General features: G+C 63.5%; 21 protein-coding genes. 3 read left to right on the top strand and 18 right to left on the bottom strand.

The annotated features are described in order from the left end of the window. The first annotated feature begins 79 nt into the window (after window positions 1–79). Window positions 80–1,291: an acyl-CoA dehydrogenase family protein gene (locus GGC64_RS27980; protein ID WP_192725821.1), complete on the top strand. Its 1,212-nt coding sequence runs from the start codon at window positions 80–82 to the stop codon at window positions 1,289–1,291. A gap of 3 nt (window positions 1,292–1,294) precedes the next feature. On the opposite strand, the gene GGC64_RS27975 is transcribed toward GGC64_RS27980, so the two are convergent. From GGC64_RS27975 to GGC64_RS27960, 4 genes are all read right to left on the bottom strand, one after another. Beyond that, window positions 1,295–1,603 (bottom strand): hypothetical protein, encoded by a 309-nt coding sequence (locus GGC64_RS27975; RefSeq protein WP_370582371.1) that lies wholly within the window; start codon window positions 1,601–1,603, stop codon window positions 1,295–1,297. A gap of 29 nt (window positions 1,604–1,632) precedes the next feature. Continuing rightward, entirely contained in the window at window positions 1,633–2,307 is a 675-nt protein-coding gene (locus GGC64_RS27970) for a GAP family protein (RefSeq protein WP_192725819.1), read from the bottom strand. Window positions 2,308–2,441: 134 nt separating this feature from the next. Beyond that, on the bottom strand, window positions 2,442–2,855 hold the full coding sequence (locus GGC64_RS27965; RefSeq protein WP_192725818.1) for an STAS domain-containing protein: 414 nt from the start codon (window positions 2,853–2,855) through the stop codon (window positions 2,442–2,444). A gap of 117 nt (window positions 2,856–2,972) precedes the next feature. Next, window positions 2,973–4,208: a DNA polymerase domain-containing protein gene (locus tag GGC64_RS27960; protein ID WP_192725817.1), complete on the bottom strand. Its 1,236-nt coding sequence runs from the start codon at window positions 4,206–4,208 to the stop codon at window positions 2,973–2,975. Between the two features lie 54 nt (window positions 4,209–4,262). Here GGC64_RS27960 and fadD2 point away from each other — a divergent pair, with 54 nt between their 5' ends. Next, a complete protein-coding gene (gene fadD2 / locus GGC64_RS27955) occupies window positions 4,263–6,023 on the top strand; it encodes a long-chain-fatty-acid--CoA ligase FadD2 (RefSeq protein WP_192725816.1) in 1,761 nt (586 codons plus the stop codon). Here fadD2 and GGC64_RS27950 read toward each other — a convergent pair. From GGC64_RS27950 to GGC64_RS27905, 10 genes are all read right to left on the bottom strand, one after another. After that, window positions 6,020–6,331: a hypothetical protein gene (locus GGC64_RS27950; protein WP_192725815.1), complete on the bottom strand. Its 312-nt coding sequence runs from the start codon at window positions 6,329–6,331 to the stop codon at window positions 6,020–6,022. The genes fadD2 and GGC64_RS27950 overlap by 4 nt on opposite strands. 8 nt (window positions 6,332–6,339) lie before the next feature. Then, the gene (locus GGC64_RS27945; protein ID WP_370582370.1) at window positions 6,340–6,588 is read right to left on the bottom strand and encodes a hypothetical protein; all 249 of its coding nucleotides are present in this window, start codon (window positions 6,586–6,588) and stop codon (window positions 6,340–6,342) included. Window positions 6,589–6,685: 97 nt separating this feature from the next. Then, on the bottom strand, window positions 6,686–7,702 hold the full coding sequence (locus GGC64_RS27940; RefSeq protein ID WP_192725813.1) for an aminotransferase class IV: 1,017 nt from the start codon (window positions 7,700–7,702) through the stop codon (window positions 6,686–6,688). A gap of 25 nt (window positions 7,703–7,727) precedes the next feature. Beyond that, window positions 7,728–9,224, bottom strand: a complete 1,497-nt coding sequence (locus tag GGC64_RS27935; RefSeq protein WP_192725812.1) for an APC family permease — start codon at window positions 9,222–9,224, stop codon at window positions 7,728–7,730. Between the two features lie 70 nt (window positions 9,225–9,294). After that, complete coding sequence (locus tag GGC64_RS27930) at window positions 9,295–10,377, bottom strand: LysR family transcriptional regulator (RefSeq protein ID WP_370582369.1); 1,083 nt, start codon at window positions 10,375–10,377, stop codon at window positions 9,295–9,297. After that, window positions 10,367–11,362 carry a dTDP-glucose 4,6-dehydratase gene (gene rfbB / locus GGC64_RS27925; RefSeq protein ID WP_192725811.1) on the bottom strand — a complete coding sequence of 332 codons (996 nt, stop codon included), beginning with the start codon at window positions 11,360–11,362 and terminating at the stop codon, window positions 10,367–10,369. Before rfbB ends, GGC64_RS27930 begins: the two co-directional genes overlap by 11 nt. 3 nt (window positions 11,363–11,365) lie before the next feature. Beyond that, a complete protein-coding gene (locus tag GGC64_RS27920; protein WP_192725810.1) occupies window positions 11,366–12,349 on the bottom strand; it encodes a glycosyltransferase in 984 nt (327 codons plus the stop codon). Further along, window positions 12,342–13,439, bottom strand: coding sequence for a glycosyltransferase (locus GGC64_RS35365; protein ID WP_192725809.1), 1,098 nt, complete (start codon window positions 13,437–13,439; stop codon window positions 12,342–12,344). Before GGC64_RS35365 ends, GGC64_RS27920 begins: the two co-directional genes overlap by 8 nt. A 5-nt stretch (window positions 13,440–13,444) precedes the next feature. Beyond that, window positions 13,445–15,616, bottom strand: coding sequence for a cellulase family glycosylhydrolase (locus GGC64_RS35360; RefSeq protein WP_192725808.1), 2,172 nt, complete (start codon window positions 15,614–15,616; stop codon window positions 13,445–13,447). A 23-nt stretch (window positions 15,617–15,639) separates the two neighbouring features. Then, window positions 15,640–17,070 carry a YveK family protein gene (locus tag GGC64_RS27905; RefSeq protein WP_192725807.1) on the bottom strand — a complete coding sequence of 477 codons (1,431 nt, stop codon included), beginning with the start codon at window positions 17,068–17,070 and terminating at the stop codon, window positions 15,640–15,642. Between the two features lie 210 nt (window positions 17,071–17,280). Between GGC64_RS27905 and GGC64_RS27900 the strand changes: the two genes are divergently transcribed. Further along, window positions 17,281–18,591, top strand: a complete 1,311-nt coding sequence (locus GGC64_RS27900) for an O-antigen ligase family protein (protein WP_192725806.1) — start codon at window positions 17,281–17,283, stop codon at window positions 18,589–18,591. Here GGC64_RS27900 and GGC64_RS27895 read toward each other — a convergent pair. Genes GGC64_RS27895 through GGC64_RS27880 form a run of 4 tightly spaced genes read right to left on the bottom strand, consistent with a single transcriptional unit; the run spans window position 18,527 to window position 24,266 of the window. Further along, window positions 18,527–19,621 carry a glycosyltransferase family 1 protein gene (locus GGC64_RS27895; protein ID WP_192725805.1) on the bottom strand — a complete coding sequence of 365 codons (1,095 nt, stop codon included), beginning with the start codon at window positions 19,619–19,621 and terminating at the stop codon, window positions 18,527–18,529. The two genes, GGC64_RS27900 and GGC64_RS27895, sit on opposite strands and share 65 nt — an antisense overlap. Window positions 19,622–19,632: 11 nt before the next feature. Further along, window positions 19,633–22,386, bottom strand: coding sequence for a glycosyltransferase (locus GGC64_RS35355; RefSeq protein WP_370582368.1), 2,754 nt, complete (start codon window positions 22,384–22,386; stop codon window positions 19,633–19,635). Continuing rightward, window positions 22,379–23,347: a glycosyltransferase family 2 protein gene (locus tag GGC64_RS27885; RefSeq protein ID WP_192725804.1), complete on the bottom strand. Its 969-nt coding sequence runs from the start codon at window positions 23,345–23,347 to the stop codon at window positions 22,379–22,381. Before GGC64_RS27885 ends, GGC64_RS35355 begins: the two co-directional genes overlap by 8 nt. Next, complete coding sequence (locus GGC64_RS27880) at window positions 23,340–24,266, bottom strand: hypothetical protein (protein ID WP_192725803.1); 927 nt, start codon at window positions 24,264–24,266, stop codon at window positions 23,340–23,342. The genes GGC64_RS27885 and GGC64_RS27880 overlap by 8 nt, the downstream gene beginning before the upstream one ends. Window positions 24,267–24,279 lie beyond the last annotated feature (13 nt).

The raw sequence follows: 24,279 nt of genomic DNA, 5'->3' as shown, positions 1-24,279 counted from the left end.
CCCACAGCGGGTTCACCTTACCGAGCGGTAAGTATCGGTGTACATTTGTTCACCGAATCATAGAAAGGCGGGGTGAACCGTGTCGTTTTCTCTTGAACTGTCGGACGACGTGATCCAGGTCAGGGACTGGGTTCACGAATTCGCGGCCGAGGTCGTGCGCCCGGCGGCGGCCGAGTGGGACGAGCGTGAGGAAACCCCTTGGCCGATCATCCAGGAGGCGGCCAAGGTCGGCCTCTACTCGATGGAGTTGTTCGCCACTCAGGCCGCCGAACCGACAGGCCTCGGCACGTTGACGGTGTTCGAGGAGTTGTTCTGGGGTGACGCCGGCATTGCATTGTCGATCCTCGGCACCGGACTGGCCGCGGCGTCTCTTGCTGCCAACGGCACGCCTGAACAAATGGGTGAATGGCTGCCGCAGATGTTCGGCACGCCAGAGGATCCGCTGCTTGCATCGTTCTGTTCCTCAGAACCCGCCGCCGGATCCGACGTCGGCGCCATCCTCACCCGCGCCGTCTACGACGAAGCCAACGACGAGTGGGTGCTCAACGGTGTGAAGACGTGGGCCACCAACGGCGGAATCGCCAACGTGCACATCGTCGTTGCTTCGGTCCATCCCGACCTGGGCAGCCGCGGGCAGGCCACGTTCATAATTCCGCCGAACACGCCCGGCTTCAAACAAGGGCAGAAGTTCAAGAAGCACGGAATCCGCGCCTCGCACACGGCCGAGGTGATCCTCGAGGACGTGCGTCTGCCCGGCCGTCTCCTCGTCGGCGGCAAGGAGAAGTTCGACGAACGAATCGCCCGCATCCGCGAGGGCCAAAGTGCCGCGGGCCAAGCGGCGATGAAGACCTTTGAACGCACCCGGCCTGCCGTCGGCGCAATGGCCCTCGGTGTCGCCCGGGCGGCATATGAGTACGCACTGGACTACGCGCAGCAGCGTGAGCAGTTCGGCCGCAAAATCGGTGACTTCCAAGCGATTGCGTTCAAGCTGGCCGACATGAAGACCCGTATCGACGCCGCGCGTTTGTTGGTATGGCGCGCGGGCTGGATGGCGCGCAACAACAAGCCCTTTACGAATGCCGAAGGTTCGATGGCCAAACTGGTCGCCAGTGAAACCGCGGTCTATGTGACCGACGAGGCCATCCAGATTCTCGGCGGCAACGGCTACACCCGCGACTATCCCGTCGAGCGCATGCACCGCGACGCCAAGATCTTCACGATCTTCGAGGGCACCAGCGAGATTCAGCGCCTCGTCATGGGCAGGGCGATCACCGGGCTGCCCATCCGCTAGCGGCTAGCCGGTCGGGGTGAACGAAAAGGCAAGCACCACAAAGGCTGCGATCAACAACAGCCACGCCACGACCGGAACGATGAACCCGCCCGGCCGCCGCGCCGTGAAGAAGGACAGCACGACGGCGACGATCGCGACCGCGGGCGCACCGTATTGGATGAGCGTGAAACCGAGCTCACCTGGGCCCTGGCGCGGGCACGGCTGCTTGTTGCAGCCCGCGGTGCCCATGATCTGCATGTAGAGGAAGACGACGACCGCGATGGCGCCCGGCACAGTGGCCAGGGCCAGAACCCAATTCGCAGTGCGCCCCACCCTCGCCGCGTACCCGGCGGCCAGGTGGCTCAAACCGCGCGAATCCCGGTGTACACCAACAACAAACCGACGACGACCAGGAAGCCCGCTGTCAGGACGGCGTGCTGACGTTCCATCCACTGCTTCATCAGCTCGAGCTGATGGTCGACCCTGTCGCCCGCGATGGCATAAGCGAGTATCGGCAGCAGCACCGACGAACCCGCGATGGCCGTGTAGTAGACGACCGCGACCCACACGCCCGCAGCACCCACTGCCGCCGTGCCGATCACCAGCCCGGCCGCGCCGTTCATCACCAGCACTTTGGGATTGATGAGAATCAGCCCAACCGCGACCGCGAACGCGCCGACGGGCGTCAGCCTGCCCAGCCTGTTCAACCACGCCGGCTGTTTGGTGACCAGGTGGCGCGTCAGCCACCGCCATACGCCGAACACGATGAACGCGACGCCGACCGCGAGCCGCACCCATGCCGCCCACGTGGGGGCGGGCCGGTTGAGCCCATCGAGAAGGCGAGGCAACTGGACGAACACCGCCGTCGTCACCGCGAGACCGATGAGCCAGCCGAACATGAAGGCCAGGCCGGTGGACCGGGCACGGTCGGACTGCAGCACCAGCACGATCGCCGGGACGATCGTCAGGGGCGACATGGCAACCACCAACGCCAGCGGGATGAGCTGGCCGAGCATCGCCGCCCAACTACCCGACATGGGCAGCGATCTTAGTCAGCTACGGGTGGATCAGCGGGCAGTGAGTGCCAGGGGCCGCGAGCGCGGCTTGTGGCGGCCGTGCACCAGGTAGGCCAGCCACCGAATGTCGAGAAGCATCGAGTTCGAACCCGTCTCTAAGCGCTCTTGGTAAGGAGCGGAAGTAGGCGACGCCGCTCGAGTATGGCGTCGGCGAAATTGTGGAGTGCGTCTGCGACCGATGCCACCGTTGGCAGCTCGACTCGGTCGTCGAAGGTGCGTACCGCGTGATTGACCGGCTGGCTCGCGATCAGCGACCATTCGACCCCTGCGACGATGCAAGCGTCATCGAGTTCGCTCAACAGCGAAATGATGTGCGGTGTAGCGGAATTCACGCCGCTGAGATCGAGCACGACGGGCTTTTCCCGTAGCACGAAGCGCTTGGCATATGCGCTGACCTTTTCGAGGTTCGCGTCGTCGAGATCACCTGTGACCGTCACAACGGTCGCCAGTTGGCGACTGCACACCCGGATCTGGGCGCCGTCGCAGTCGAATGCCGGATTGCCGTACATCTGGCGCCTCCCCTCGATCGGTGAACTAATACCGAAGCTACGGAGCCGATCTAAGGCAACGGGGAGTAACGGCTAATACTTTATTAAGAACCGGTTTTGCGTCGAGCAGCAAACCACTCAGCCGCGTCGCATCCATTGCGGCCCAGAGTAGTTTTCCCAGGGGTTGTAGTCGGCCAGCAGCGGTTCCTGCGGAGGTCGCTGCTCCTCGGGCACGTGCTGCAGGTTAATCCGGATCCGGTACCAGATCGAACTGGGCCCGCGCATACCGTCCACCAAAATGTCTGCAGGCTGGAGCATTTCGGCTACTGCCGGGTAACGTCCGCGCCATTCGTCGAGCGCGGCCATTGCTTCGTCCTTGGTCTTGGTCCGTGCAACCTCGATCAGCGGCATCGTCGATTGCCGACGACCGGTCCCCTTCTTGGCGCCTCGTGGCGCCTTCTCAGCCGGACCGAGCCGGTCGGCGAGGTCGAGCAGCGCGTCCAGTGTGCCCGCGTGGTCGTCCATGGCCTCCCACGGATCGCCGCGCTCCTCGAAACGCGCGGGCACGGTGGCGATCGTGAACCGCTCCGGCTGACAGTCGGCGACCTCGCCCCAGAACAGCGGCGTCGACACCCGGGCGTCCGGCGTGGCCCGAACGGAGTACGCCGAAGCGACCGTGCGGTCGAAGGCGTTCTGGTTGAAGTCGACGAAGACCCCTTCGCGCTCCTCCTTCCACCACCGCGCTGTCGCGAGTTCGGGCGCGCGGCGTTCGACCTCTCGGGCCACCGTCTGCGCCGCAAGCCGCACGAATTTGAACGGCCACCGCGGCGCGATGCGCGCGTAGATGTGAAACCCGCGGGAGCCCGACGTTTTGGGCCATGCGGTCAGGCCGTGCTCCTCGAGCACCTCGCGTGCGATCAGGGCCACGTCGACGATCTGGCGCCATTGCACGCCCGGCATCGGGTCGAGGTCGACGCGCAGTTCGTCGGGATGGGCGAGGTCGTCGGCGCGTACCGGATGCGGGTTGAGATCGACGCAGCCCATGTTGATTGCCCACGCCAGACCCGCGGCGTCGCGGATGACGGCCTCCTTGGCAGAGGTGCCCGACGCGTACTTCAACTCGGCCACGTCGACGAAGTCGGGTCGTTTCTCGGGGGCCCGCTTCTGGAATACCGCTTCCTCGGTGATGCCCTTGACGAACCGCTTGAGGATCATCGGCCGGTCACGCACACCGTGCAGCGCGCCTTCGGCCACAGCGAGGTAGTAGCGAATCAGGTCGAGTTTCGTCACCCCGATATCCGGGAAAACGAGCTTGTCCGGGTGGGTGATCGACACCTGCCGACCGTCCACGTCCAGCGACATGGAAGCGGCCATATCGTCATGGTAATTTCCCGGTCGCGCTGAGACGCCCGTCACTAGGGTGTGATCATGCCTAAGCTCACCGATCTTCCGTTGCAGGCAGTCGCCAAAGCCCAGCAGTACGCCGAGCGAGGGTCCGCCGAACTCCACTACTTCCTCAAGATGCTGGAGGCAGGCGCGTTCAAGCTGGAGCCGCCGCAGAACATCGCCGCGATGCTCGCCGACATCCGCCGCTGGGGTGAATTCGGCATGATTCCCGCGCTGAACGCGCGTCGCACCCCCAACCGCACCGCGATCATCGACGACTTCGGCGAGCTCACGTTCGGCGAACTGGATCAGGCCGCGCACGAGGTCGCCAACGGGCTGCTGGAAAAGGGCATCAAGGGCGGTGACGGGATCGCCATCTTGGCCCGCAACCACCGCTGGTTCCTGATCGCGGTATACGGGGCTGCCCGCACCGGTGCGCGCATCATCCTTCTCAACAGTGAGTTCTCCGGACCTCAGATCAAGGAGGTGTCCGAACGTGAGGGCGCCAAACTGATCATCTACGACGACGAGTACTTCGACGCGGTGTCCAAAGCGGAGCCGGAATTGGGCAAGCTGCGCGCGCTGGGCACCAACCCTGACAAAGGCGAGTCGTCGGCCAGCACCGACGAGACGCTGGAAGACTTCGTCGCCCGCAACTCGGGCAAGCCCGCCCCGAAGGCGACCAAGCACTCCTCGATCATCATCCTGACCAGTGGCACCACCGGAACTCCCAAGGGCGCCAACAGAAGTACGCCGCCGTCGCTCGCGCCGATCGGCGGCATCCTCTCCCACGTGCCGTTCCGGTCCGGTGAGATCACGTCCCTTCCGGCGCCGATGTTCCACGCGCTTGGGTATCTGCACGCCACCATCGCGATGATGCTCGGCGACACGCTACTGCTGCGGCGGCGCTTCAAGCCGCCGACGGTTCTCGAGGACATCGAAAAGCACAAAGTCAGTGCGGTCGTCGTCGTCCCGGTCATGCTCTCGCGCATGCTCGATGCGCTGGAAAAGATGGACAAGAAACCCGATTTGTCCTCGCTGCGGATCGTTTTCGTGTCCGGCTCGCAGCTAGGCGCCGAGCTGGCTCAGCGCGCACTCAAGGACCTGGGCCCGGTTATCTACAACCTTTACGGCTCAACGGAAATCGCGTTCGCGACAATCGCGCGACCCAAGGACCTGTCGATCAATCCGGCGACCGTCGGGCCCGTGGTCAAGGGCGTGAAGGTCAAGATCCTCGACGACAACGGCAAAGAGTTGCCCCAGGGTGACGTCGGCCGGATCTTTGTCGGCAACACGTTCCCGTTCGAGGGGTACACCGGCGGCGGCCACAAGCAGATCATCGACGGGCTGATGTCGTCTGGCGACGTCGGCTATTTCGACGAGCACGGTCTGCTCTACGTCAGCGGGCGCGACGACGAAATGATCGTGTCCGGTGGCGAGAATGTGTTCCCCGCCGAGGTCGAGGATCTGATCAGCGGCCATCCCGACGTCGTCGAGGCCACCGCGCTCGGCGTGGAGGACAAGGAATGGGGACACCGATTGCGAGCGTTCGTCGTCAAGAGCGACGGCGCCAGCATCGGCGAGGACGACATCAAGTCGTACGTCAAAGAGCACCTGGCCCGCTACAAGGTGCCGCGTGAGGTGGTGTTCCTCGATGAACTACCGCGCAATCCAACCGGGAAGGTGCTCAAGCGCGAGTTGCGGGAGATGTCTCTGGACGGCGACGACGAAAAGTCGGAGAAGTCCGATGAGTCCGAGAACTCGGAGAACGCCGAGAACTCCGAGAATTCGGGAAAGTCCTAACCGGCGGTGATCGCCGCGCCGGGGACGGCCAGGCACACCAGCATGAAGGTCAGCAGGAACCAGCCGGCGCCCTGCCACGCCGGCCACGCGCCCTCGTCCTTCCAGACCCGGTAGGTCTTGACGAATGCGCCGACACCGCCGCCGAACAGCACCGCGGGCACCGTCGACGCGATGATCACGTTTTCTCGCCAGGTCGTCGCCCACACGGCGAACATGACGCCTGCAACCGCGAGAACGGCACCGACGTACATCGCAGCCTCGTGGAATGTGCCGGGCCGGTCGAAGCGCTTCTCAACGTCGTGCGACATGTCCTTGGCTACGGGCCTCCGTTCACGTACCACGACAGGCAGCCGGGATGGTTTCGGCACGCGATGATTGCGTTGGCGTCGGGCGCCGCGCCGCGGACCCTGGGTGCGGTCGGACCGGGCACGGTGCAACTCGGAACGAAGGGACCCCACGGGAGTACGCCGTTGTAACAGGGTTGCGCGGATGCGGGCGGTGCGGTGACGGTGACGATCGCGGCGGGCGAAACCAGCAAGGCGAGAGCGGCGGCTCCGATGACCACGAGACGCACCATAGATCGTACAAAGGTGCTCATATGCACTGCTAACGCCGAGCGACTACCTGACTATTTCGATCGTAGACCTGTTTCGACGCAATCGTCAGTAATCAATGGCCTCGATCAGCGGCGAGGGCTCATCCATCAGCGCCCAGAACCGGTCACGGATCGCGACAGTGAGCGGGCCGGGTGCGCCGTCTCCGATGGGTTCGCCGTCGAGGGTGTTGATCGGCGTGACACCGCCTGCCGTGGTGACGGCCATCAATTCGTCGGCGTCATACAGCTCGTGGCTGGTGACATCGCGCAGCGTCGCCTCGATCCCCATGGTGTCCGCCAGTTCGAACACCGTCTTGCGGGTGATGCCCGGCAGTGCGTTTCGGGACGGCGACGCGAGCTTGCCGTCCTTGACGATCACGACGTTGAAGCCGGGGCCTTCGGCGACGCAGTTGTCGGCGTCCATCAGGATCGCGGTGCGCGCGCCGCGATCCTTGGCCTCGAAGCTGGCTGCGGTCAAATCGCCCCACTGATAGTTCTTGATGGTCGGATCCACGGTGTTGCGGCCTGCTCGTCGCACATGCCGCGGCACGATCGCCGTCGTGCCGAAGATCTGCTCATGGGGCGGGAATGCCCACAGGTAGGGAATCGCGTAGATGTAGACCTGATGGGTCAGTTTGGATAAATCCTTCTCGCCCTTGCGCTTTCCGTATCCGCGCGTCACGGTGAGGTTGACGAACGACTCCCGCAGCTGCGACATGGCCACACAACGCTTGGTGATATCGGCGAGCTCGTCCTTGCTGTATCCCGGGTCGAGCCGCAGCTTGCGCGCTCCGTCGAACAGCCGGTCCAGATGGTCGCCGAGCCGGAAGATGTTGCCGTGCCACACATGTGCGACGGTGTAGGTCAGATCGGAGTGGCCGAAGCCGGTGTCGAAGATCGAGATCCGCGCCTCCGACGCCGGGATGTACTCGCCTTCGATCCAGGCCACGCCGCCGGCGTACGGGCTGGAGGTGTCCAGCTCGTAGTCGCTGTACTGGATCACCGAACCGGCCGGTGTGTGCTCCCGGATGGCCCCGGGCTCTACGGCGACGAGGTTGCTGGTGCCTTGGTCTACCACGGTCATGAGAAGAGTTGTCCTTTCGAAGGATTCAGGAGAGGTGAGTCTTGGCGTAGTCCGGTCCGGCGTCGCCGTCGGCAAGGCGCTTACGGAGTCCGGTGACAGCCCAGAGGCCGGCCAGCGCGACGAGACCGAGGAATACGTAGCCGTTGTTGACGAACTGCGGAAGCAAGATCAGCGCCGAACACACGAGCGTGAACGCCACGATGCCGAGGACGTAGACCGGCATCCGGGCGCGTCCCAGGTCGAACGTGCCGGGCTCCGCGGCCGGGATGGTGCCGCGGCGATGACCGATCAGCAGCGCGACAGTCTGCAGGAAGTAGGTCGCGAACACGGCCAGCGACGACAGCCCCATGATGAGGAAGAACACCTTCTCGCTCACCAATGCCGACAGCAGCAGGATCGTCGACAGGGTGAACAGGCCGAGCACCGCGTAGGTGGGGGTGCGGTTAGAGGGCGACACGTGCCGCCAGATGTGAGAGAAGGGCAGCATGTTGTCGCGTGCCATCGAGTAGGTCAGCCTGGTCGCCACGAGAATGTTCGCAAGGATGCACGCCATGATGTTCGTAAGCGCCACGGCGACAACGATTCTCGTGACCCCCGGACCTACCTGCTGGGTGATGATCTCCTCGATCGGGGCCGCCTGGGCCGCCGCGACCGCGTCCTGGTCCTTGATGGCCAGCACGTAGACGACATACATTCCGAACTCGATGATGATCGAGGTGGTCAACGCATAGAACATCGTGCGGGGGATGACGTGTCGAGCTCCGACGGTCTCCTCGGCGACGTCCGCGCTCGCCTCGACACCGATCAGCCCGAAGAACGGTCCGAGCGAAGCGGCCAGCCAGGCCAAGATGTAGGCGCTGTGCTGATCCGACGTCCCACCGGTGAACAACACCGAGATCGGTTGGTGGTTCTCGGGTGCGGAGAAGGCGACGATGGCGACCAGGATCGTCGCGCCCACCGTGACAACGAGTTCGAGGCTGACGCCGATGTTGTTGACCATCGTCGCGAAGCGGACACCGTAGAGGTTCACCACCACGCAGACCGCCATCACGCCGATGGCGACGAGGATCTGCGCGGTCTGGCTCATGTTCCAGCCGAACAGGCTGCCGAGATATCCGGACAGGATGAAACCGACTCCTGTCATGCCGCACACCCATCCGGCCAGCGCCATCACCCCGGTGAACCACGCGAGCGTCGAGCCGTGAATCCGGCTCGTCCATTGGTATGCGTAGCCCGCCAGCGGGATCTTGGCGGTCAGGTCGGCCGCGATGAACGTCCAGACGACGAACACCGCTCCTGCGAGCAGCAGCGTCCAGACGAACGGGGCACCGGCGGTGAAGTATCCAGCGCCGAACCCGGTGAACACCGCGGTGGTGGCGCTGATCGTCGCGAAGCCGATCGCGAACGACGCGAGGCGGCCGACCGAGCGGTCGAGCCTTTGGGTGTAGCCGAACTGTGCGAGCTTGGCGTCCTCGTCATTCGTCGGCGCCACAGGCGTAACGGTTGAGGCGGTGTCAGTCATGGGATGAGGAAACCCGACTGGGTGTTTCCAGGGAAGTTGCACTTTCTGATCTACTTATAAGCGCGCTTTATCAGTAGTAGGTCGCCGGGCGTTCGATCGCCTGGCCCTCGCCAAAGCTCCATTCCTCGCGGACGTGCCTGACGAGCTGCGCGGCCTCGTGGCTGAGGCCGGCCGGGTGCCAGGCGAGCGCGGTGTAGTTGCGCGGCCGGTCGACGATCGGCACGTAGGCGATGCCCTGGCGGTTGTACAGCCGGGCGCTGGCCTCGCTGGTGAAGCTGATCCCGAGGCCGCGCGAGATGGTGGTGGTCTCCTCTTCGTAGGTGGCGGCGACGGCGGCGATGGTCGCCGGTTTGCCGCCGCGGGCGTCCATCGCCATCCAGTAGTCGCGCCAGCGGCCCGCGCTGGCCGGGGCGACGACAATCGGATCGTCGAGCAGCTCGGCGATCTTCAGTTCGGACCGGCCCGCCAGCGGATGGTCGCGCGGCAGGCAGGCCACCCAGTCTTCGGCGTCGAGGATGAACATTCGATGGTCGGGCAGATCGACCGGTGGCCTGATGATCGCGACCTCGGTGCTGCCGTCGGCGAGGCCGGCCGTCGGATCGGAGAAATCGAATTCCCTTGGTTCCAGCGTTATTTCGGGGTAGGCGGCCTCGAAGTGACGCAACAGCCGGAACAGCAGGTCCGCTCCGGTGCCGATCAGGTAGCCGAGCCTGACGCGCCGGTAGTGCGCCGACAGCGCGATGAGGTCGTCGACCGCGCCGTCGATCCCACGCAGTGCGTCACGCACTTTCGGCAACCAGGCGTGGCCGAGCTCCGTCAGGGCCACCTCGCGGGTGCTGCGGGTGAACAGCATCACGCTGAGCTGATGTTCGAGCTGTTTGATCGCCGTCGACAGCGCGGGCTGCGTGATGAACAGCCGCTCCGCGGCGCGCCGGTAATTCAGCTCCTCGCCGAGCGCGACGAAGTAGCGCAGCTGGCGCAGCGTGACGTCACCGCTCGTTGGCCCGGTTCCCTTCCGCGAGATTGTTGGTAAGCCCGAGCGTAGCGGCAGGCTGGTCAGCGGTGGTGACCCTCGGCGGACTTCGTTGGTGAATGGGTGGGAGTGAATCCCCACCCGGCCGCAATCGACAGTTCGCGCGTCGTCACTGGCCACGCTTTTCGTATTTGGCCTCGACCGCGTCTTTCAATGGGCGCCACCATGATTCATTGTCGCGATACCACGCGATGGTGTCGCGCAGACCGTCTTGGAAGACGATGTGCTTGGGAGTCCAGCCCAGTTCGTCATGAAGCGGTGAGGGGTCGATGGCATACCGTAGGTCGTGGCCGGGGCGGTCGGTGACGTGGTCGAAGTCATCGGGGTCGCGGCCCATCAGCGCCAGAATGGTGCGCAGCACCGACAGGTTGTCGCGTTCACCCTCGGCGCCTATGAGATAGGTGCCACCGATCTGGCCGTCGGCCAGGATCCGCCACACCGCGCTGTTGTGATCATCGACGTGTATCCAGTCGCGGACGTTGGCGCCGCTGCCGTAAAGCTTTGGCCGCCGCCCCGTCAACACGTTGGTGATCTGACGTGGAATGAACTTCTCCACATGCTGATACGGGCCGTAGTTGTTGGAGCAGTTCGAGATCGTGGCGGCTACCCCGTAGGAGCGCACCCAGGCGCGCACCAACAGATCGGCCGCCGCCTTGGTCGCCGAGTATGGGCTGGACGGGTGGTAGGGCGTGGACTCGGTGAACCTTTGGGGGGAATCCAGGTCCAGGTCGCCATAGACCTCGTCGGTGGACACATGATGCAACCGCACCCGCTCGGCGCGCACCGCTTCCAATACCGTGAACGTGCCCAGCACATTGGTGTGCACGAACGGTTGCGGGTCGGCCAGCGCATTGTCGACGTGGGTTTCGGCGGCGAAATGCACCACGGCGTCGGCCTCGGCGACCAACTTCGACACCAGGTCGGCATCGGTGATGTCGCCGGACACGAGTCGGATATCGTCTTCCACCGCAGCCAGCGACTCGCGGCTGCCCGCATAGGTCAACGCATCCAGTACCGTCACCGAAACCTCGGGACGGTCGCGCACCGTACCCTGCACGAAGTTCGCGCCGATGAATCCCGCACCACCGGTCACCAGGATCCGCACAGGTCAGACCACCTTGCTGCTGGACGCCAAACTGATGACGTCGGCCGATCGATCGGTTGTCGGCGCCTTCACGACCCGGCCAAACAGTCCGGCCAGCGCTCCAGCCGCGCCCGATCGGTACCAGGAGACTCCCTTTTCGGCACGAAACCCGACGAGCATGCGCAGTGGTGTCGTAACGGCCATCATCGTCAACAAGAGCCAGAGGGCGGTGACCGTCGGTATTGCGATGCGGCGCGGATGGTGCGCCATGAGCGTTATCGCCGCCGAGCGGTAGTACTGGCCCGCCGCGAAGTCTCGTACCTGTTCAGTTGATCGGGCGCCGAGATGAGTGATGGACGCCGCGGTTTCGAGAATGGCAGGAACTCCGACGCATTCGAGCCGTCGAGCCAGCATCTCCTCCTCGTGATAGAGGAACAGCCGCTCGTCGAAACCGCCCGCACGCCAAAAGTTCTCGGCACTGACCGCCATGCAGGTGCCCTGGATGTAGGGGACGGGGCCGCCATATCGGTACACCGAGTATTCGGGAGGGATGTCTCTTTGCAGGAACAGCTTGGCCAAAGAGGTCGGCAAGCAGACTTCGCCGAGCACTGACAGAGGCGTCGACCAGAACCGCGCCCGAGTCTGATCGAATCCGTCCTCGTCGGCGATGCGCGGACCGACCAGGGCGTCATCGATCCTGACCCGCTGCGCCAGTGACCAGACCGCCCCCTGGGTGAACGAGGCGTCCGGATTCAGGAAGATCAAGACATCCGAATGAGCGTTGGCGGCGCCGAGATTGCATCCGGCGCCGAATCCGCGATTGCTCCCCGCCGAGATCACCGTTGCCTCATGGCGGGCCCGCCTGGCTACGGCGATGGTGTCGTCAGAGGAACTCTGGTCGACCACGATGACTTCACAATTGCGCGGTATCGAATTCAGGCAGGTTTGGATCGTGCCTGCTGAGTTATACGTCACCACGACGACAGATGCTGCGAGACGGTTAACCATGGCGTGCTTCCATTCGCTCGAACCACAACGTACGAAATTGCTGCGCGAAACTCTCAAAAGTGAAGTGGCGCAACTCCTCGGCGACGGAGGCGTATTCGCGGGGATCGTGTCCCAACGGCACACGTTCGCTGATACCAGTGCACGCCGCCGAGATGGCAGGCGGCAGACCCTCTCTGGAATGTTCCGTGGCGATTACCGGTACCCCGTGCATCATGGCTTCGACCACCTTCACTTTCATTCCGCCGCCCCGTTCGATCGGTGCGACAACGGCGTCGACATTTCGATAGAACGAGTCGACGGAGGCAACGGACCCGAGGATGTCGATGTGTGGCGAGGGCGGCAATGTCTCCGATCCGAACCCCGCGACGACGACACGGTCGAAATTCGGGGCCAGCAGCGGGAGCCATTCGCTCACCAGGCGTCGATAGGCGTCACGGTTCGGGGGGTAATCGAAGTTGGCCAGCATCCCGCAGGTGCGGGAAATGGGCGTGGTTGGTCGCCGTGCTGTGTTGAACCGGTCTGAGACCGGGGTGGGAAGCCACACTGCGTCGCCGCCGAGACGATCGCGGTCGGCCCACGATGCCACCGAAGTGACATCGGCGTGCCGCACTTCGGCGGTCTCCCGGTCCGCCCACATTCTGGCGTGCGCACGATTGAACGCGGCCGAAATGGGATCCACTGTGCGAGCGTGATTTCGGGCAATGTCGCTCCACAGATCAGCGAAGTCGAGCCACGTCGGGCCGCAGCCAAGGCTCCAATGATGAGCGGAAGGCACCAAACTCAGCGTCGGTCCGCTGCACGCCTGTTTGGCCAGCAGGCGTTCGACGGGGCTGCGCAACGGCACAGGCAGTAATCGGCGCTTGGCGCGGTGCAGCGGTGAATGGAGGACAGCGGCGTCGGCCTCCGGCCCCTTCGGGCCGACCGCAACCAGACGGACGGCACCGACACTCTCCAGGACACGGCGAAACGCGGTCACCCGCCTTCCGCCGCCGTCCATCTTGCCCAGTGAAACCCGTAGTGCCACCATCGTGCTCACGTCTGATTCGGGCGACGTCGCAGCGTGCATCGCGTTCCTCCCGTCGTGCCTCACGCGCATCAGAATCGGGCCCACTCGTCGGCGATGTCGACCTCGAGGCGATCGTCCGATTCGGAGTACAAACCCCACTGATCGTTGATGGCTCCCCACTGCAACGCGCCGACCACAAGCGGGCTCGAATCACGCAACGTCTTGACACGCGAGTAGAAGGCACCCGGATCCGCGCCGGCGGCTGTCCGGTCGATGCCGAACTCGCCGATGAGCATGGGGCGGTCAACGCCGAGCTCGTAGGGCGCCAGGATCGCTGAGTCGGAAGCGATCTCGAGGCCGTCATATACGTGAAGATCAAAGAAGTCGACCAAGTATGCGTACTTCGCGTATTGGTCGATCTGCCCGATCTTGTCGTGGAGCGTGCCGGGCGACACGTCGCTGATGGATAGCGGAATAGCAGGCGCGGCGGCGCGAATAGCGGCCGCCCACGCACCGATCCAGGCGAGCACTTCCTGTTCCGGATAGATGTCATACGCGCTGGCGACTTCGTTGCAGAGCTCTATCGCAACGACGTTGCTGTGGCGGGCAAGGACGGCGGCGACGCCGGAGAGGAAATGCGCGATGAACACCGAGTCGGCGTCACGTTTGTGACGTAGATCGATGGCGCAGTAGTAAAACCGGCAGCCAAGCGATTGGCAGAGACTGATGACCTGCTGCAGCCGGGCGTGATAGGTCGCTTCGGTGATCAGCCCGCTGTGTACGGCGTTGACATCACCTATCAGTCGGATGGTGTTGGCCCCTTGCTCCACGGCACGCCGGACCGAAAGCTCGATCCACCGCCAGTCCCACCTCGACCACAGATTCAGCCATGCCGACGCCGCGGGATCGTCATTGGCCAGATCAACAAGCGGGGGAATGATGTTTGATCCCTTCAATGCCGTGGCTCGCAGTGGTGCGGTTGTCGGGCCATTGACGGGCCGGGCCACCGGAATGCTCCACTTCGCGGCGAGGGCGTCAAACACCGTGCGCAGTTCGGCACCACCGAGCGGACGGTTCCAACGCAGGATTTCACCGATAGTTCCCGAGAAGAATTCGGCGTTGTAGGCAGAGCCGATGGTCATCGTGACGCCGGGGGGAAACTTCACTGGTGACAATGCGCCTGCAGCTGGCCGGCCGTCGACGTACAGTGCGGAGTTTCCCACGGAGTCAAGGCTGAACGCGGCGATGGTTGCGGACTCGCCGACCGCCCCTGGTTGTGTCTGCGCTATTCCGGCTCGGCCGGCATTGAGCGCGGCAAGCGATCCGTCGTCGTCGATGCGAAGCTGGAGTCCGCCAGTCGATTCGTCGGGCCCGATGATCGTGCCGCGACCCTGGATGACGGCGACTATCGTCATACTGGTGCCGTCCAACGGTGCCCCGGTGAACAGTGTGTCTGCGCCATCGAAGAGTAGACTCTGGCGCGATCCAATCGAATTGAGCTTCAGCACAGGCGCTTTCGCATCACCCTGCTGGTGTGCGTTCAGACAGTTGTTTGGCTGAGCGAGTTGGGGCACCCGCTCGACCCGTTCGCCGTCGCGCAACCGTCGGGGTTCGGTGTCGCTGATCACGAAGCCGCGAATCACTGTCTCGGCGTCACCGTCGCGCAATCCCACCCCGTAACGCTTCACCGACCACCCATCGTTGAGGTCGGTCGCGGCGACCTGGATGTGATTGACCCAGACTTCCAATCTTCGCGGGGTGATTCTGACCTCGATCGCGTTGGCGCCGCCCAGTACAAGCCTTGACGGACTTCGGTATAGCCCTGCAACGCCCCAGCGAAAGCCGCGCAGTTCGACCGAGTCGATCTCACCCCACTTCCGTACGGTGATTTCCCAGTTCCGAAAGTCGTTGTCCTCCAGTAGGATGCACACGCTGGCCTTCGATTTGCCCGCGTCGAAGGTTGTCCGGATCTTGGCCTGTGAGAGCGGTGCAGCGTCGACCATTGCCGAGGTCTCTCGGCCGATGTTGCCGGTGTGCGTCCACACGTGGCCGCGCGCCGACACGATGCGAGCGCCCGTTTTCATGGTCGCGAAATCGGTGCTGTCGACAGGGCTTGACTCAAGCCGAGTCGCATCGAAATGCAGATCCAGCCCCGGAATCACATCGGGATTCCAGCAAGGGGCCGCCTCGACCTTGGCGGGCCGCCCGCAGCCGCCAACGAGCGGCGCGGCAGCCGTCGCTGCACTGAGGAGAAGCGACACCTTGAGGAAAGGTCGTCGACCGATCATCGAAGCGTCAGGCCGATAGCCTGCGCCGGGCTGTCGCCGTTCTCGGACTCGCGTGGGGCGCCGTGGGAATTCCGCGCGCCGTTGCGCTTAGCGTCTGCAGGGTTCATGAGGTCCGCGTCACTCGGCGAGGAGACCGACACTACGGTCCCCAGCGTGGTCGCCGTCGCTGGCGGCCGCGGGATCAGCGTGCGCCTGGCGAATGCGGCGCCTAGCGAAGTGGCCTCTGCGCGGTTCACCTCTGCCATGTGTTCTTCGAGATCGCGGCGTTTGGTGCGGTGGTAAATGCCAATGGCCACAACGCCATCGACGACGGGCGCGATGGCAGCGGAATGTGCGAACAGGCTGAGCGGCGGGACAACCACGACCACGAATTCGTATGCCGACTTGAGCTGCCGGAGCCGCTCAGCGAGCGCTTGTCGGTCCACAGGATTGCCTTGCGAATCATCGTCGAATCCCCACTGAACGGGGATCAGCCGATCGGTCTTCTTGCGGGTCTTTCGCGCATACCGGGTGATTCTGACTTTGATGTCGGGACTGGCATCGAGGACGAGCAGAACCGCTCTTCGTTTGTTGGCGACCAGGGCATCGACCAAGTTGAGACCCGCTTCCGCGGTGAACCGGCGCGCCAAATCTCCTGGCATGCCTGCGAGCGCGACGGTGGGCGGAACCGAGCCATCGGCGGTGGTGATGCTGACCCGCAGCCGCGCCGTCGCCTCGGCGGCTTCGGTACGCGAATTCAGCATCAAATCTGTCGAGGATGCCGGCAGATCAGCCAGCGGACGCTGGCCGATCGCCCGCTGCACGTCGACACCATCACGGATGCGCCTGGCGTAGTTCTCCCACACGAACGCGATGACCAGACCGACGAGAAATCCGCAGATGCCGCCGAATATGTAAATCAACTTTGGCGGCAGAAGCTGTGCCGGCAGACCGGCCTCGGCTTGGTCTACTACGGTCAACCGGACCACCGGGGCAGTGCCATCGGGCGGTGTTTCCAATGCGCTCGCCATCGCAATGAACTGGCTGGCAAGTCCATTCGCGATGTCACGAGCCTGGATTGGTGAATCCGCGGTGACCGTGACATCCATGACCGCGGCGTCCGGGAACGACTTCGACGCCACGTGCTCCGCCAGCGTCGCTGCGTCCATGTTGAGATGCAATGCGTCGATGGTCCTTTGCGCCAGCGCGCGGCTGTTCACCAATTGCTCGTAGGAGACGACTCGGTCCCTGGCGTATATGCCGCCCTGTTGAGCGTCATATTGCGAGGTCGATGTGGCGCCGGAGATGAAGAGCCGCGTGGTAGCCACGTACTGCGAGGGTGAGTGCATGAGCCACAGCGCACCCCCACCGACACCCACCAACGTCAGCAAAGCGATGACGAGGATTCGATATCGCACAACTCGAAAGAATTCCCGTAGCTCGTCCATCGCCTAGCCGCACCTCTGATCGCTCGATAATAAGTTGCTCAGAAGTGATCTAATCCGGTTTTTAAGCAGGCCACAACCCTTGCAAGAAGCTTGCAAAGGTTCGCTGGATGCGATCGGCTCGGTTATAGTGTTGCTCGATGTCCACCGCGCTGATATGCGGCGCTCGACCAGTCTGGCGATCGACTGAAGCTAGGCACACCGGAGGCTGAAGTGCCATCTCACATCGCGCTGGCGGTACTGCTGGCAGCGTTAGCTATGGGTGTAGCATGCCGCCTCTCGGCGCCCCGTGTCGTCGGCCATCTGACGAACGTTGCGATTGTCACCGCCGTCATGTGGCCACGTCTGTACGAGTTGGCGATGCCGCCGCGCTTTGCATTAGCTGTGTTGTTGGCGCTCGGAGCGGTTTCGTGTGCACTGAGTTTGGCCGCGAGCGTGCCGACCAGAACGTTGATTTCGGTGATTGTGCTCGGATTCACCGGCGTCATGCTCGTGGCGTTTCTCGGCTTCCAAGTGGTCACCGCCGGAGTCGGTGACACCTATTTCCGCTACTTCGTGGTGGCACCGCTGTCCGCCGCCTACGGATATCTGTTGGTTCGCAGCGGTCGAATCGCCGAATTGGGCTACGCGATTTTGGGCGTCGCGGTGATCACATCAGTTCTCGCGGTAACGGAGGTGGTTACTGACGGGCCGATTCTGAAGGGGAACACGTTCGACGAATTCATCGACGGTCAATTCCGGTCTGCCGTGTTCTCAGAGCAGACGCTCGTGCTATCCGCATTGCTTCTCTGCGCGCTGACCGTGGCGATCGTTGCGACAGCGGGAACGAGACGGGTGCTCTTCGTCTCGGTGTTGATAGCAGGGATCGCGGCCACCTTCAGCCGAGGCGCCATGATACTGGCGGTCTGCTACGTGATCGTGGTGGCCGTGTCGGGTCGCGCGCCGGGGATCCGTCGGTACATCGCGGCGGTCAGGGCACCGGCCACGGCGTTCCTGTTGCTCGCAGCCCCAATGGTTCTTCTGTTACAAGGGGCCGTGGGTTACGGCGTGACAAGCTCGGATCCCACCACCGCCAGCGCTCAGTATCGCCGGGCGATTTACGCGATCATGCCGGAATCGTTGCGAACTCACCCGTTGGGATGGGGTGCTTCAGGTCCGCCGGAGGGGATGTACACATTGCGCAGTCCTTTCGGCACTCTTGACGTCAGTGCCACCGTCGACTCCGAAGTGGTGCATGCGGCACTGGAATACGGTTACTTCGGGTTGGCGTTGCTGGCCGTCATTGTGGTCGTCGTCATCGCTCGGGTGCGAGCCGATCGCTGGTGGAGCCACATGGCCCTGCTCATCACTGCTGCCGGCCTGTATCTTTCGATTCACTCGTGGCTGAGTCTGTTGAGCGTGTGGGCAATCGCGCTTGGTGCCGCGGCCGCCAACCCGCCGCGGCGGTCGAGCGCGGATCTCACGAAGAGGGATTCACAGCCAGTTCGTGAACGCTCGACCGGCCTTGAGCCAGTTCGCTTCTGATCGCAGCGCAAACGCTGCTCCAGGTGTGGGCTTGCCGGTATTCGGCCGTGGCCGGGGTGGGCTGCTGACCGACGATGTCGCGAATGGCCCGGGAAATACCATCCACGTCGAGGGCATCGACAAACGTCGCGTGGCACCCGATTGTCTCGCGAAAAACCGGAATGTCGCTGGCTAAGACCCGGCAACCCAGGGTGGCCGCCTCGACCACGGGTAGGCCGAAGCCTTCATCGAGCGACAGACACACGAACAGCGCGCAATGGGTGTAAAGCCATTTCAAGTGGCTGTCGCTGACCCGCTCGACGATTCGCAATTTGCCAGCCGCGACCGCAGATTGACAATCGGCATCCAAGCGCGTGATTCGTCCGGACGGCTCGCCGACCACGACAAGGGGAAAGTCTTTCGACAAAACCCCGGACCGCAGGGCGGCACGCAACGTCACCGCAAGGTTCTTGCGCACGTTGAGCCGGCCGACGCAGAGTAGATACTTTCCAGTGACCAGCCCCAGCCCGGGGTCAAAGGGCTCGGCGGTGCTCAATGCGCTCGCGACGGACAATCCGCTACTGACCACGCGGCGCAGCCGTGGGTTATAGCGGCGGATTCGGCCTAGTTCGGATTGCGAAGTGGCGATGACGGTGTTGGCGCGTCGAGCCAAGCGTGGCATCAAGCCGAAATAGAGGCGCTCAATCCTGGTGAACCATTCGGGATTCGACTGAAAGAGAACATCGTGAAGGAACACCACACCTGCAGTTGAGTTGGCCGCGAAGTTGAACGCCAGTATCGCGTCGGCACCTCGGCGTCGGGCGATGACGGGAAGTTCCAGAAAATTGATCGCCGGATGGACCCGCAGTCGAGTGCGGGCCGTTTCGACTCCGTCGGGTGCCGGCGCCGAGGTATTCGCTTCACCGGGCGCAGCAATGATGATTCGGTCGTCGGGATAGTCGATGGTCCACCGTTGGACGATTTCGTGGAGCACCATGCGGTTGGATATCGGCCCTTCGGCCCACCAGTAGCCGTCGATGAGGATGTTCATCAATCTCCCCGTCACCCGGCGTAGCTGGGCGCCGCGTGCGCAAACGACGTCGCGCGTCGCCGGCCTCGTCGGACCGGTCGTGGCACTACTTGCCTGTCGGTGGCAGCCAGCAAGGCGTCTTCATACGCATCGCAGATTGCGTCCCACGAGAATGTCTCGCATGCGCGTTCTTTGGCCTTGGCGCACAGGGAATTCTGTAGCGACGGACTGCTCATCAGAAGGCGCGTGGCCGCCGCGATCTCACGGGGGTCCGGCGGCACGAACAGGCCGGAGTCCTGTAAGACTTCGCGGTTGAACACGGTGTCGCGGGCGATCGTGGGTGCGCCCGATGCCATCGCCTGCACAAGGGCTGGGTTGGTGCCTCCCACGCTGTGACCGTGAAAATATGCTCCGCAGTTCTGCCACAGCGAGGAGAGCAATTTGTCATTGCTCAGGTGACCCAGCCAGACGAACTGGTTGTGTTTCTCTGTAAGACAACGGATTCTGTCCTCAAGCGGACCGCCCGAACCCGACGATCCCACGACCACGACCGGGAACTCGTCGACAACCGACTCTGCGGCGTCAAGGAATTCACCGATGGAATTCTCCGGCACCAGCCTGGCGACCAGCAGTACGTAGTTGCGCTTCTCGAGGCCGGCCAGAACCTCCTGCTGTCCGCTCGGCTGATCGCCTCCATAGGGTATGAAGATGCCGTCGCGCTGGAAGTTGTCGTGCCAGAACCGACCTATCTCCACCGAGTCGCAGATCAGGGTGTCGGCAAACCTGGCCGTCATTTTCGCCCCGCCCTTGAAGACGGCCTTCCCCAGTCGGCTCCACTTGTCCCGCTGCCACTCGATGCCGTCGACGTTGAGCACTGAAGGGATGCCGCGGGACCGCAACATCGGCAACCAGTAGCCGTTGGCGACGTTCATCACAAGGGCGACGTCGGGCTTGCGCCTGGCGGCGTCGAAGGTAGACGTGGCGCCGAAGCTCAACGTGCTCAACGATTTCGAGTCGACGCCTTTGGTGGTGACGCTGGTGATACCCGGGTGCGCGAATTCGGGCCGATCAACGGTGGCACCGGGCCTGCTGTACACCGTCACATCCCAGCCGCGGTCGGCCAAGAACGGCGCCAGCTTGCGCACCAGAGTCTCAAAACCGCCGTAAAAGCTGGGATAACCCCTCGTGCCGATGATCGCAACGGACCCAATGCGGTTGGTTCTTCCCATGGTGACTCTCCCTGTCGTCGCGGATAGCGGTTCTTCCGGCTCGATAGGCCCAAGTGGTGGGCGAGCTCGCGATTTGAACCGGGGTAAGTAGCCGAGCCACGAAGCCAGGCAGATGTAGATGGCACAGAACACCGCGGCCGAGGCGATGAACGGAACAACCGCAGATACCCGATCATGTGGAACGGCAATGAAATTGATCGGCGCTGCTGCAGCAGAGGCGACGAGTGCGACGCCGAACGGACCAGAAACCGCGCGCAGGTACGTCCTCATGGAAATGTCGACCCGCGACTGCAGAAACCACACGCCAAGCACGTTGCCAATTACGAACCAGGTGGCATATGCGGCCACCAAACCCTTGAACCCGAAGCCAATTGCCATCGGAATTGCCAAGGCGACGCATCCGGCGGCCGATGTGATGGCAGTTGCCCCAATGGTGCCCGACCGCCCGATTGCGAACATCGTGGCCGAACACACACCCGTCGAAACGTTGACAGCGATGCCGAACACCAGTGCCGTCGCCACGCCGACGACGGCCCCTTGTCGCTCGCCCAGCCACAGCGGGATCGCCGACGATGCCGTGGTTCCAAGCAGGAACGGCAGGAAAATCGCTGCTGCGGCATTGCGGCTGGTTAGCCGTGAATACTGTCGCCGGATTTCGTCAATGCCACCGACTGCAAATGCCCGTGTCAGGTGTGTGGTGATCGCCACCGATGCAGCTGAGCCGAACGCTTGCACACCCTGCACAAGACGGATCCCGAGCTCGTAAGCTCCTGCTGCCGCAGGACCGATCACGATTCCTGCGATCAACTTGCCCGATTGGAAGAGCACGACGTCGGCCGCGCCGAGCGCCTGGCTCTTCAGACCGAAGCCGATGATCTCCCGGGCCATGGCCATGCGTGGGCGGCCAATGGTTATCCGGCCCTCGTCGAGAACGATGGCGCCCAGGACGGCACACAAGCCGACCGCTGCTCCGGCTACGGTCCCCAATGCGTAACTGCGCAGGCCCGCAGTGAATGTCAACGCCACCACGCCGCCGGTCACCTGGGTGATCCCCAGCACCGCAAGGCCGATGTTGGCCGGCACCTGTCTGCCGCGTCCGAACGACGCACCGGCCAACACGCGGGCGGTGAGCCCGCACGTCAAGATTGCAACCGAACAGAGCAGCAGCGACCGCGTCAGCGCCGGATCGCCTGTGTGCAGGATCGTTTCGAGCGGGCCCGGCAGTAAGGCAGCGAGCACGCCGAAGCCGGCGCCGAGAGTCAGCGCGGCGGACACACAGATCCCGACTACGGCACGGTCGGCGGCGGCGTCACCGCGCGCGTGAAAGAGCGCTACGTATCGGTTCACGGCGCGCGACGCACCGAGGTCGAACAGAGCGGCATACTGGGCGATTGCGCCTGTCATCGCCCACACACCGAAGTCGTGCAGACCGAGCCGACTGACGACATACGGGGTCGCGATCAAGTTCAACCCGTATCCGGCGATCAGCGGCAGGACTTGGGCGATCGCGCCGACCCGCAACGACTGCACCGCTGACCCGCCCGAACGGCTAGCCATGTATGTCAGCCTTGAAGGCAAGCGATCTGCCAAGGCACAGATGTCCCGTTTGGACGGCGAATCCGCGGGCCCGCGTGAGTCGAAGCCCGCGCGGGGACGCCAGCATCGTTTTCGGGCACCTGGCAAGTGCCTTCCCCCACAACCCCAACGCGCGAAGGCGAAGCGACAAACCCAGATCTCGGCTGTGGATCAGGTCGGAAAGCACCCACATCTGATCGAGCGTCTCGGTACCGGCGAAGGCATCGGTCGCGGTGCCGGCGTGGTGCCAGCGAACGGTGAGCTCCTCCTCGATGAACGCGGCGTCGCAGCGGGTCAGCATGCGCAGCCATGCATCGATGTCCTGCAGCTGTGGCACCTGCTGACGGAATCCTCCTGCTGCAAGGAGAGTTTCGCGCCGCAACATCACCGAGGTCGGTTCGCCGATCGGGTTGCCGTCGGCTCCTGCGGCGAGGTATCGACGGATGAGCTCGGCACCATGGTTGACAGGGTGCAGAGGGCGCAGCGGGTCTTCGAGCCTGCCGAAGCGCGCACTCCACGATTCGTCCGTCGTTATCACCCGCCGCGGCGCGAATGCCAGGCCCACGCTGTCGTTGTCGAATGCGGGCACCAGTCTTGCCAGGCAGTTCGGTAGTAGCCAGTCGTCGGCGTGTAGGAACTGGATCAACCGGCCCCGCGCCACCGATGCGCACCGGTTGTGATTGCCGACCATCCCGAGGTTGCGCCCGTTGCGTACGATCCGGATCCGCGGGTCCGAATAGGACAAAACCCGCTGAACTGTGTTGTCAGTCGAGTTGTTGTCAACGACAACACATTCGAAGTCGCCGTATGTCTGAGCCAACACGCTGTCGATGCTGCGGACGATCGACTCCGCTCCGTTGTACACAGGTATGCAGACACTGACCGTCGGCGGTGCATGCGATGTGACCCTTCGCGGTGTGAGGGCCAAAGCGAGGTCAGACATTGAGCACCGTCGGATCGAATACCAGGACGCCGTCGCGGCTGCCATTGTGGTCATACTCCGCGATCACATTGTGCGGCAAAGACTCTCCGGTATCGGCACGGCGATAGTCGCGCACCGAAGTGCCAGTGCTACGCGAATCCACATTCTCGGGGCCTGCATGGGTCATCAGGTCGTCTACGTGAACCGTCCGGAAGTCAATGCTCAGGCGCGCGGTTCTGGTTTGGTTGGGCACCGTGGAGTGCAGTTGCGCGCCGGAAAACGACAGCAGCGAACCCGGCTCGCCCACAACTCGGAGCTCCGAAGCGGGCTGGCCCCCAACCAATCTGGGATGAGGACGCGGATCGTCCTTGATGTATACGGCCGCGTCCCGTCGGGAAGTCCGATTCCACTCATACGCGTCGAAATCTGCGCTGGTGTTCGGGACCGGCCGCAACCAGAAGTCTGGGTGAAACTGCATGCCCGTCGCCGCAGAGTTGCCCGCGATGGGTGTCCACCAGTTGTTCTGGCATTGGGGGGCCGAGTACCACGTGTCGCGATGCGGTGTGTAGTTGTAGCCGAGGCCGGCCGACAGGTAGTCGGATGGCGGAACGACCCTCAACTTCGGCAGATCGAAGTAGGTCTTGGTCGGGTCGGCGCCGAGGTCGACAAGTATCTCGGTGAGAAGTTGTTTGGACTTGTAGTGATGCGTGAAACGGGGTTTGAGCGCCGCGAGTTTGTCTACGTAATCCCCGACTGTCAGCGCGTTGTGTGCGGTCAGCGGATCGTGATCACCAAACGCCTGGGCGATCATGTCGAGGGCGAATTCCGTGAGGGCCCTCACCGATTCGCGCGGCGGAATGCAGAAGACCTCGCCGGTATACAGTCGTCGCCGTCGCTCGTCGTCGCTGATGTCGGTCTCGGTCGAGACTACCCATGCCATAACGTGTTTCCTT

It is taken from the genome of Mycobacterium sp. OAS707 (assembly GCF_014873705.1).
In the GTDB taxonomy this organism is placed as follows: Bacteria; Actinomycetota; Actinomycetes; order Mycobacteriales; family Mycobacteriaceae; genus Mycobacterium.
This window is presented reverse-complemented; position numbering and strand designations above follow the sequence as displayed.

Coding starts and splice junctions, on each gene's coding strand:
- GGC64_RS27970 (WP_192725819.1), bottom strand. CDS start 2,307: ATGTCGGGTAGTTGGGCGGCGATGCTCGGCCAGCTCATCCCGCTGGCG.
- GGC64_RS27965 (WP_192725818.1), bottom strand. CDS start 2,855: ATGTACGGCAATCCGGCATTCGACTGCGACGGCGCCCAGATCCGGGTG.
- GGC64_RS27960 (WP_192725817.1), bottom strand. CDS start 4,208: ATGGCCGCTTCCATGTCGCTGGACGTGGACGGTCGGCAGGTGTCGATC.
- fadD2 (WP_192725816.1), top strand. CDS start 4,263: ATGCCTAAGCTCACCGATCTTCCGTTGCAGGCAGTCGCCAAAGCCCAG.
- GGC64_RS27950 (WP_192725815.1), bottom strand. CDS start 6,331: ATGTCGCACGACGTTGAGAAGCGCTTCGACCGGCCCGGCACATTCCAC.
- GGC64_RS27940 (WP_192725813.1), bottom strand. CDS start 7,702: ATGACCGTGGTAGACCAAGGCACCAGCAACCTCGTCGCCGTAGAGCCC.
- GGC64_RS27935 (WP_192725812.1), bottom strand. CDS start 9,224: ATGACTGACACCGCCTCAACCGTTACGCCTGTGGCGCCGACGAATGAC.
- GGC64_RS27920 (WP_192725810.1), bottom strand. CDS start 12,349: ATGGTTAACCGTCTCGCAGCATCTGTCGTCGTGGTGACGTATAACTCA.
- GGC64_RS27905 (WP_192725807.1), bottom strand. CDS start 17,070: ATGGACGAGCTACGGGAATTCTTTCGAGTTGTGCGATATCGAATCCTC.
- GGC64_RS27895 (WP_192725805.1), bottom strand. CDS start 19,621: ATGAACATCCTCATCGACGGCTACTGGTGGGCCGAAGGGCCGATATCC.
- GGC64_RS35355 (WP_370582368.1), bottom strand. CDS start 22,386: ATGGCTAGCCGTTCGGGCGGGTCAGCGGTGCAGTCGTTGCGGGTCGGC.
- GGC64_RS27885 (WP_192725804.1), bottom strand. CDS start 23,347: ATGTCTGACCTCGCTTTGGCCCTCACACCGCGAAGGGTCACATCGCAT.
- GGC64_RS27880 (WP_192725803.1), bottom strand. CDS start 24,266: ATGGCATGGGTAGTCTCGACCGAGACCGACATCAGCGACGACGAGCGA.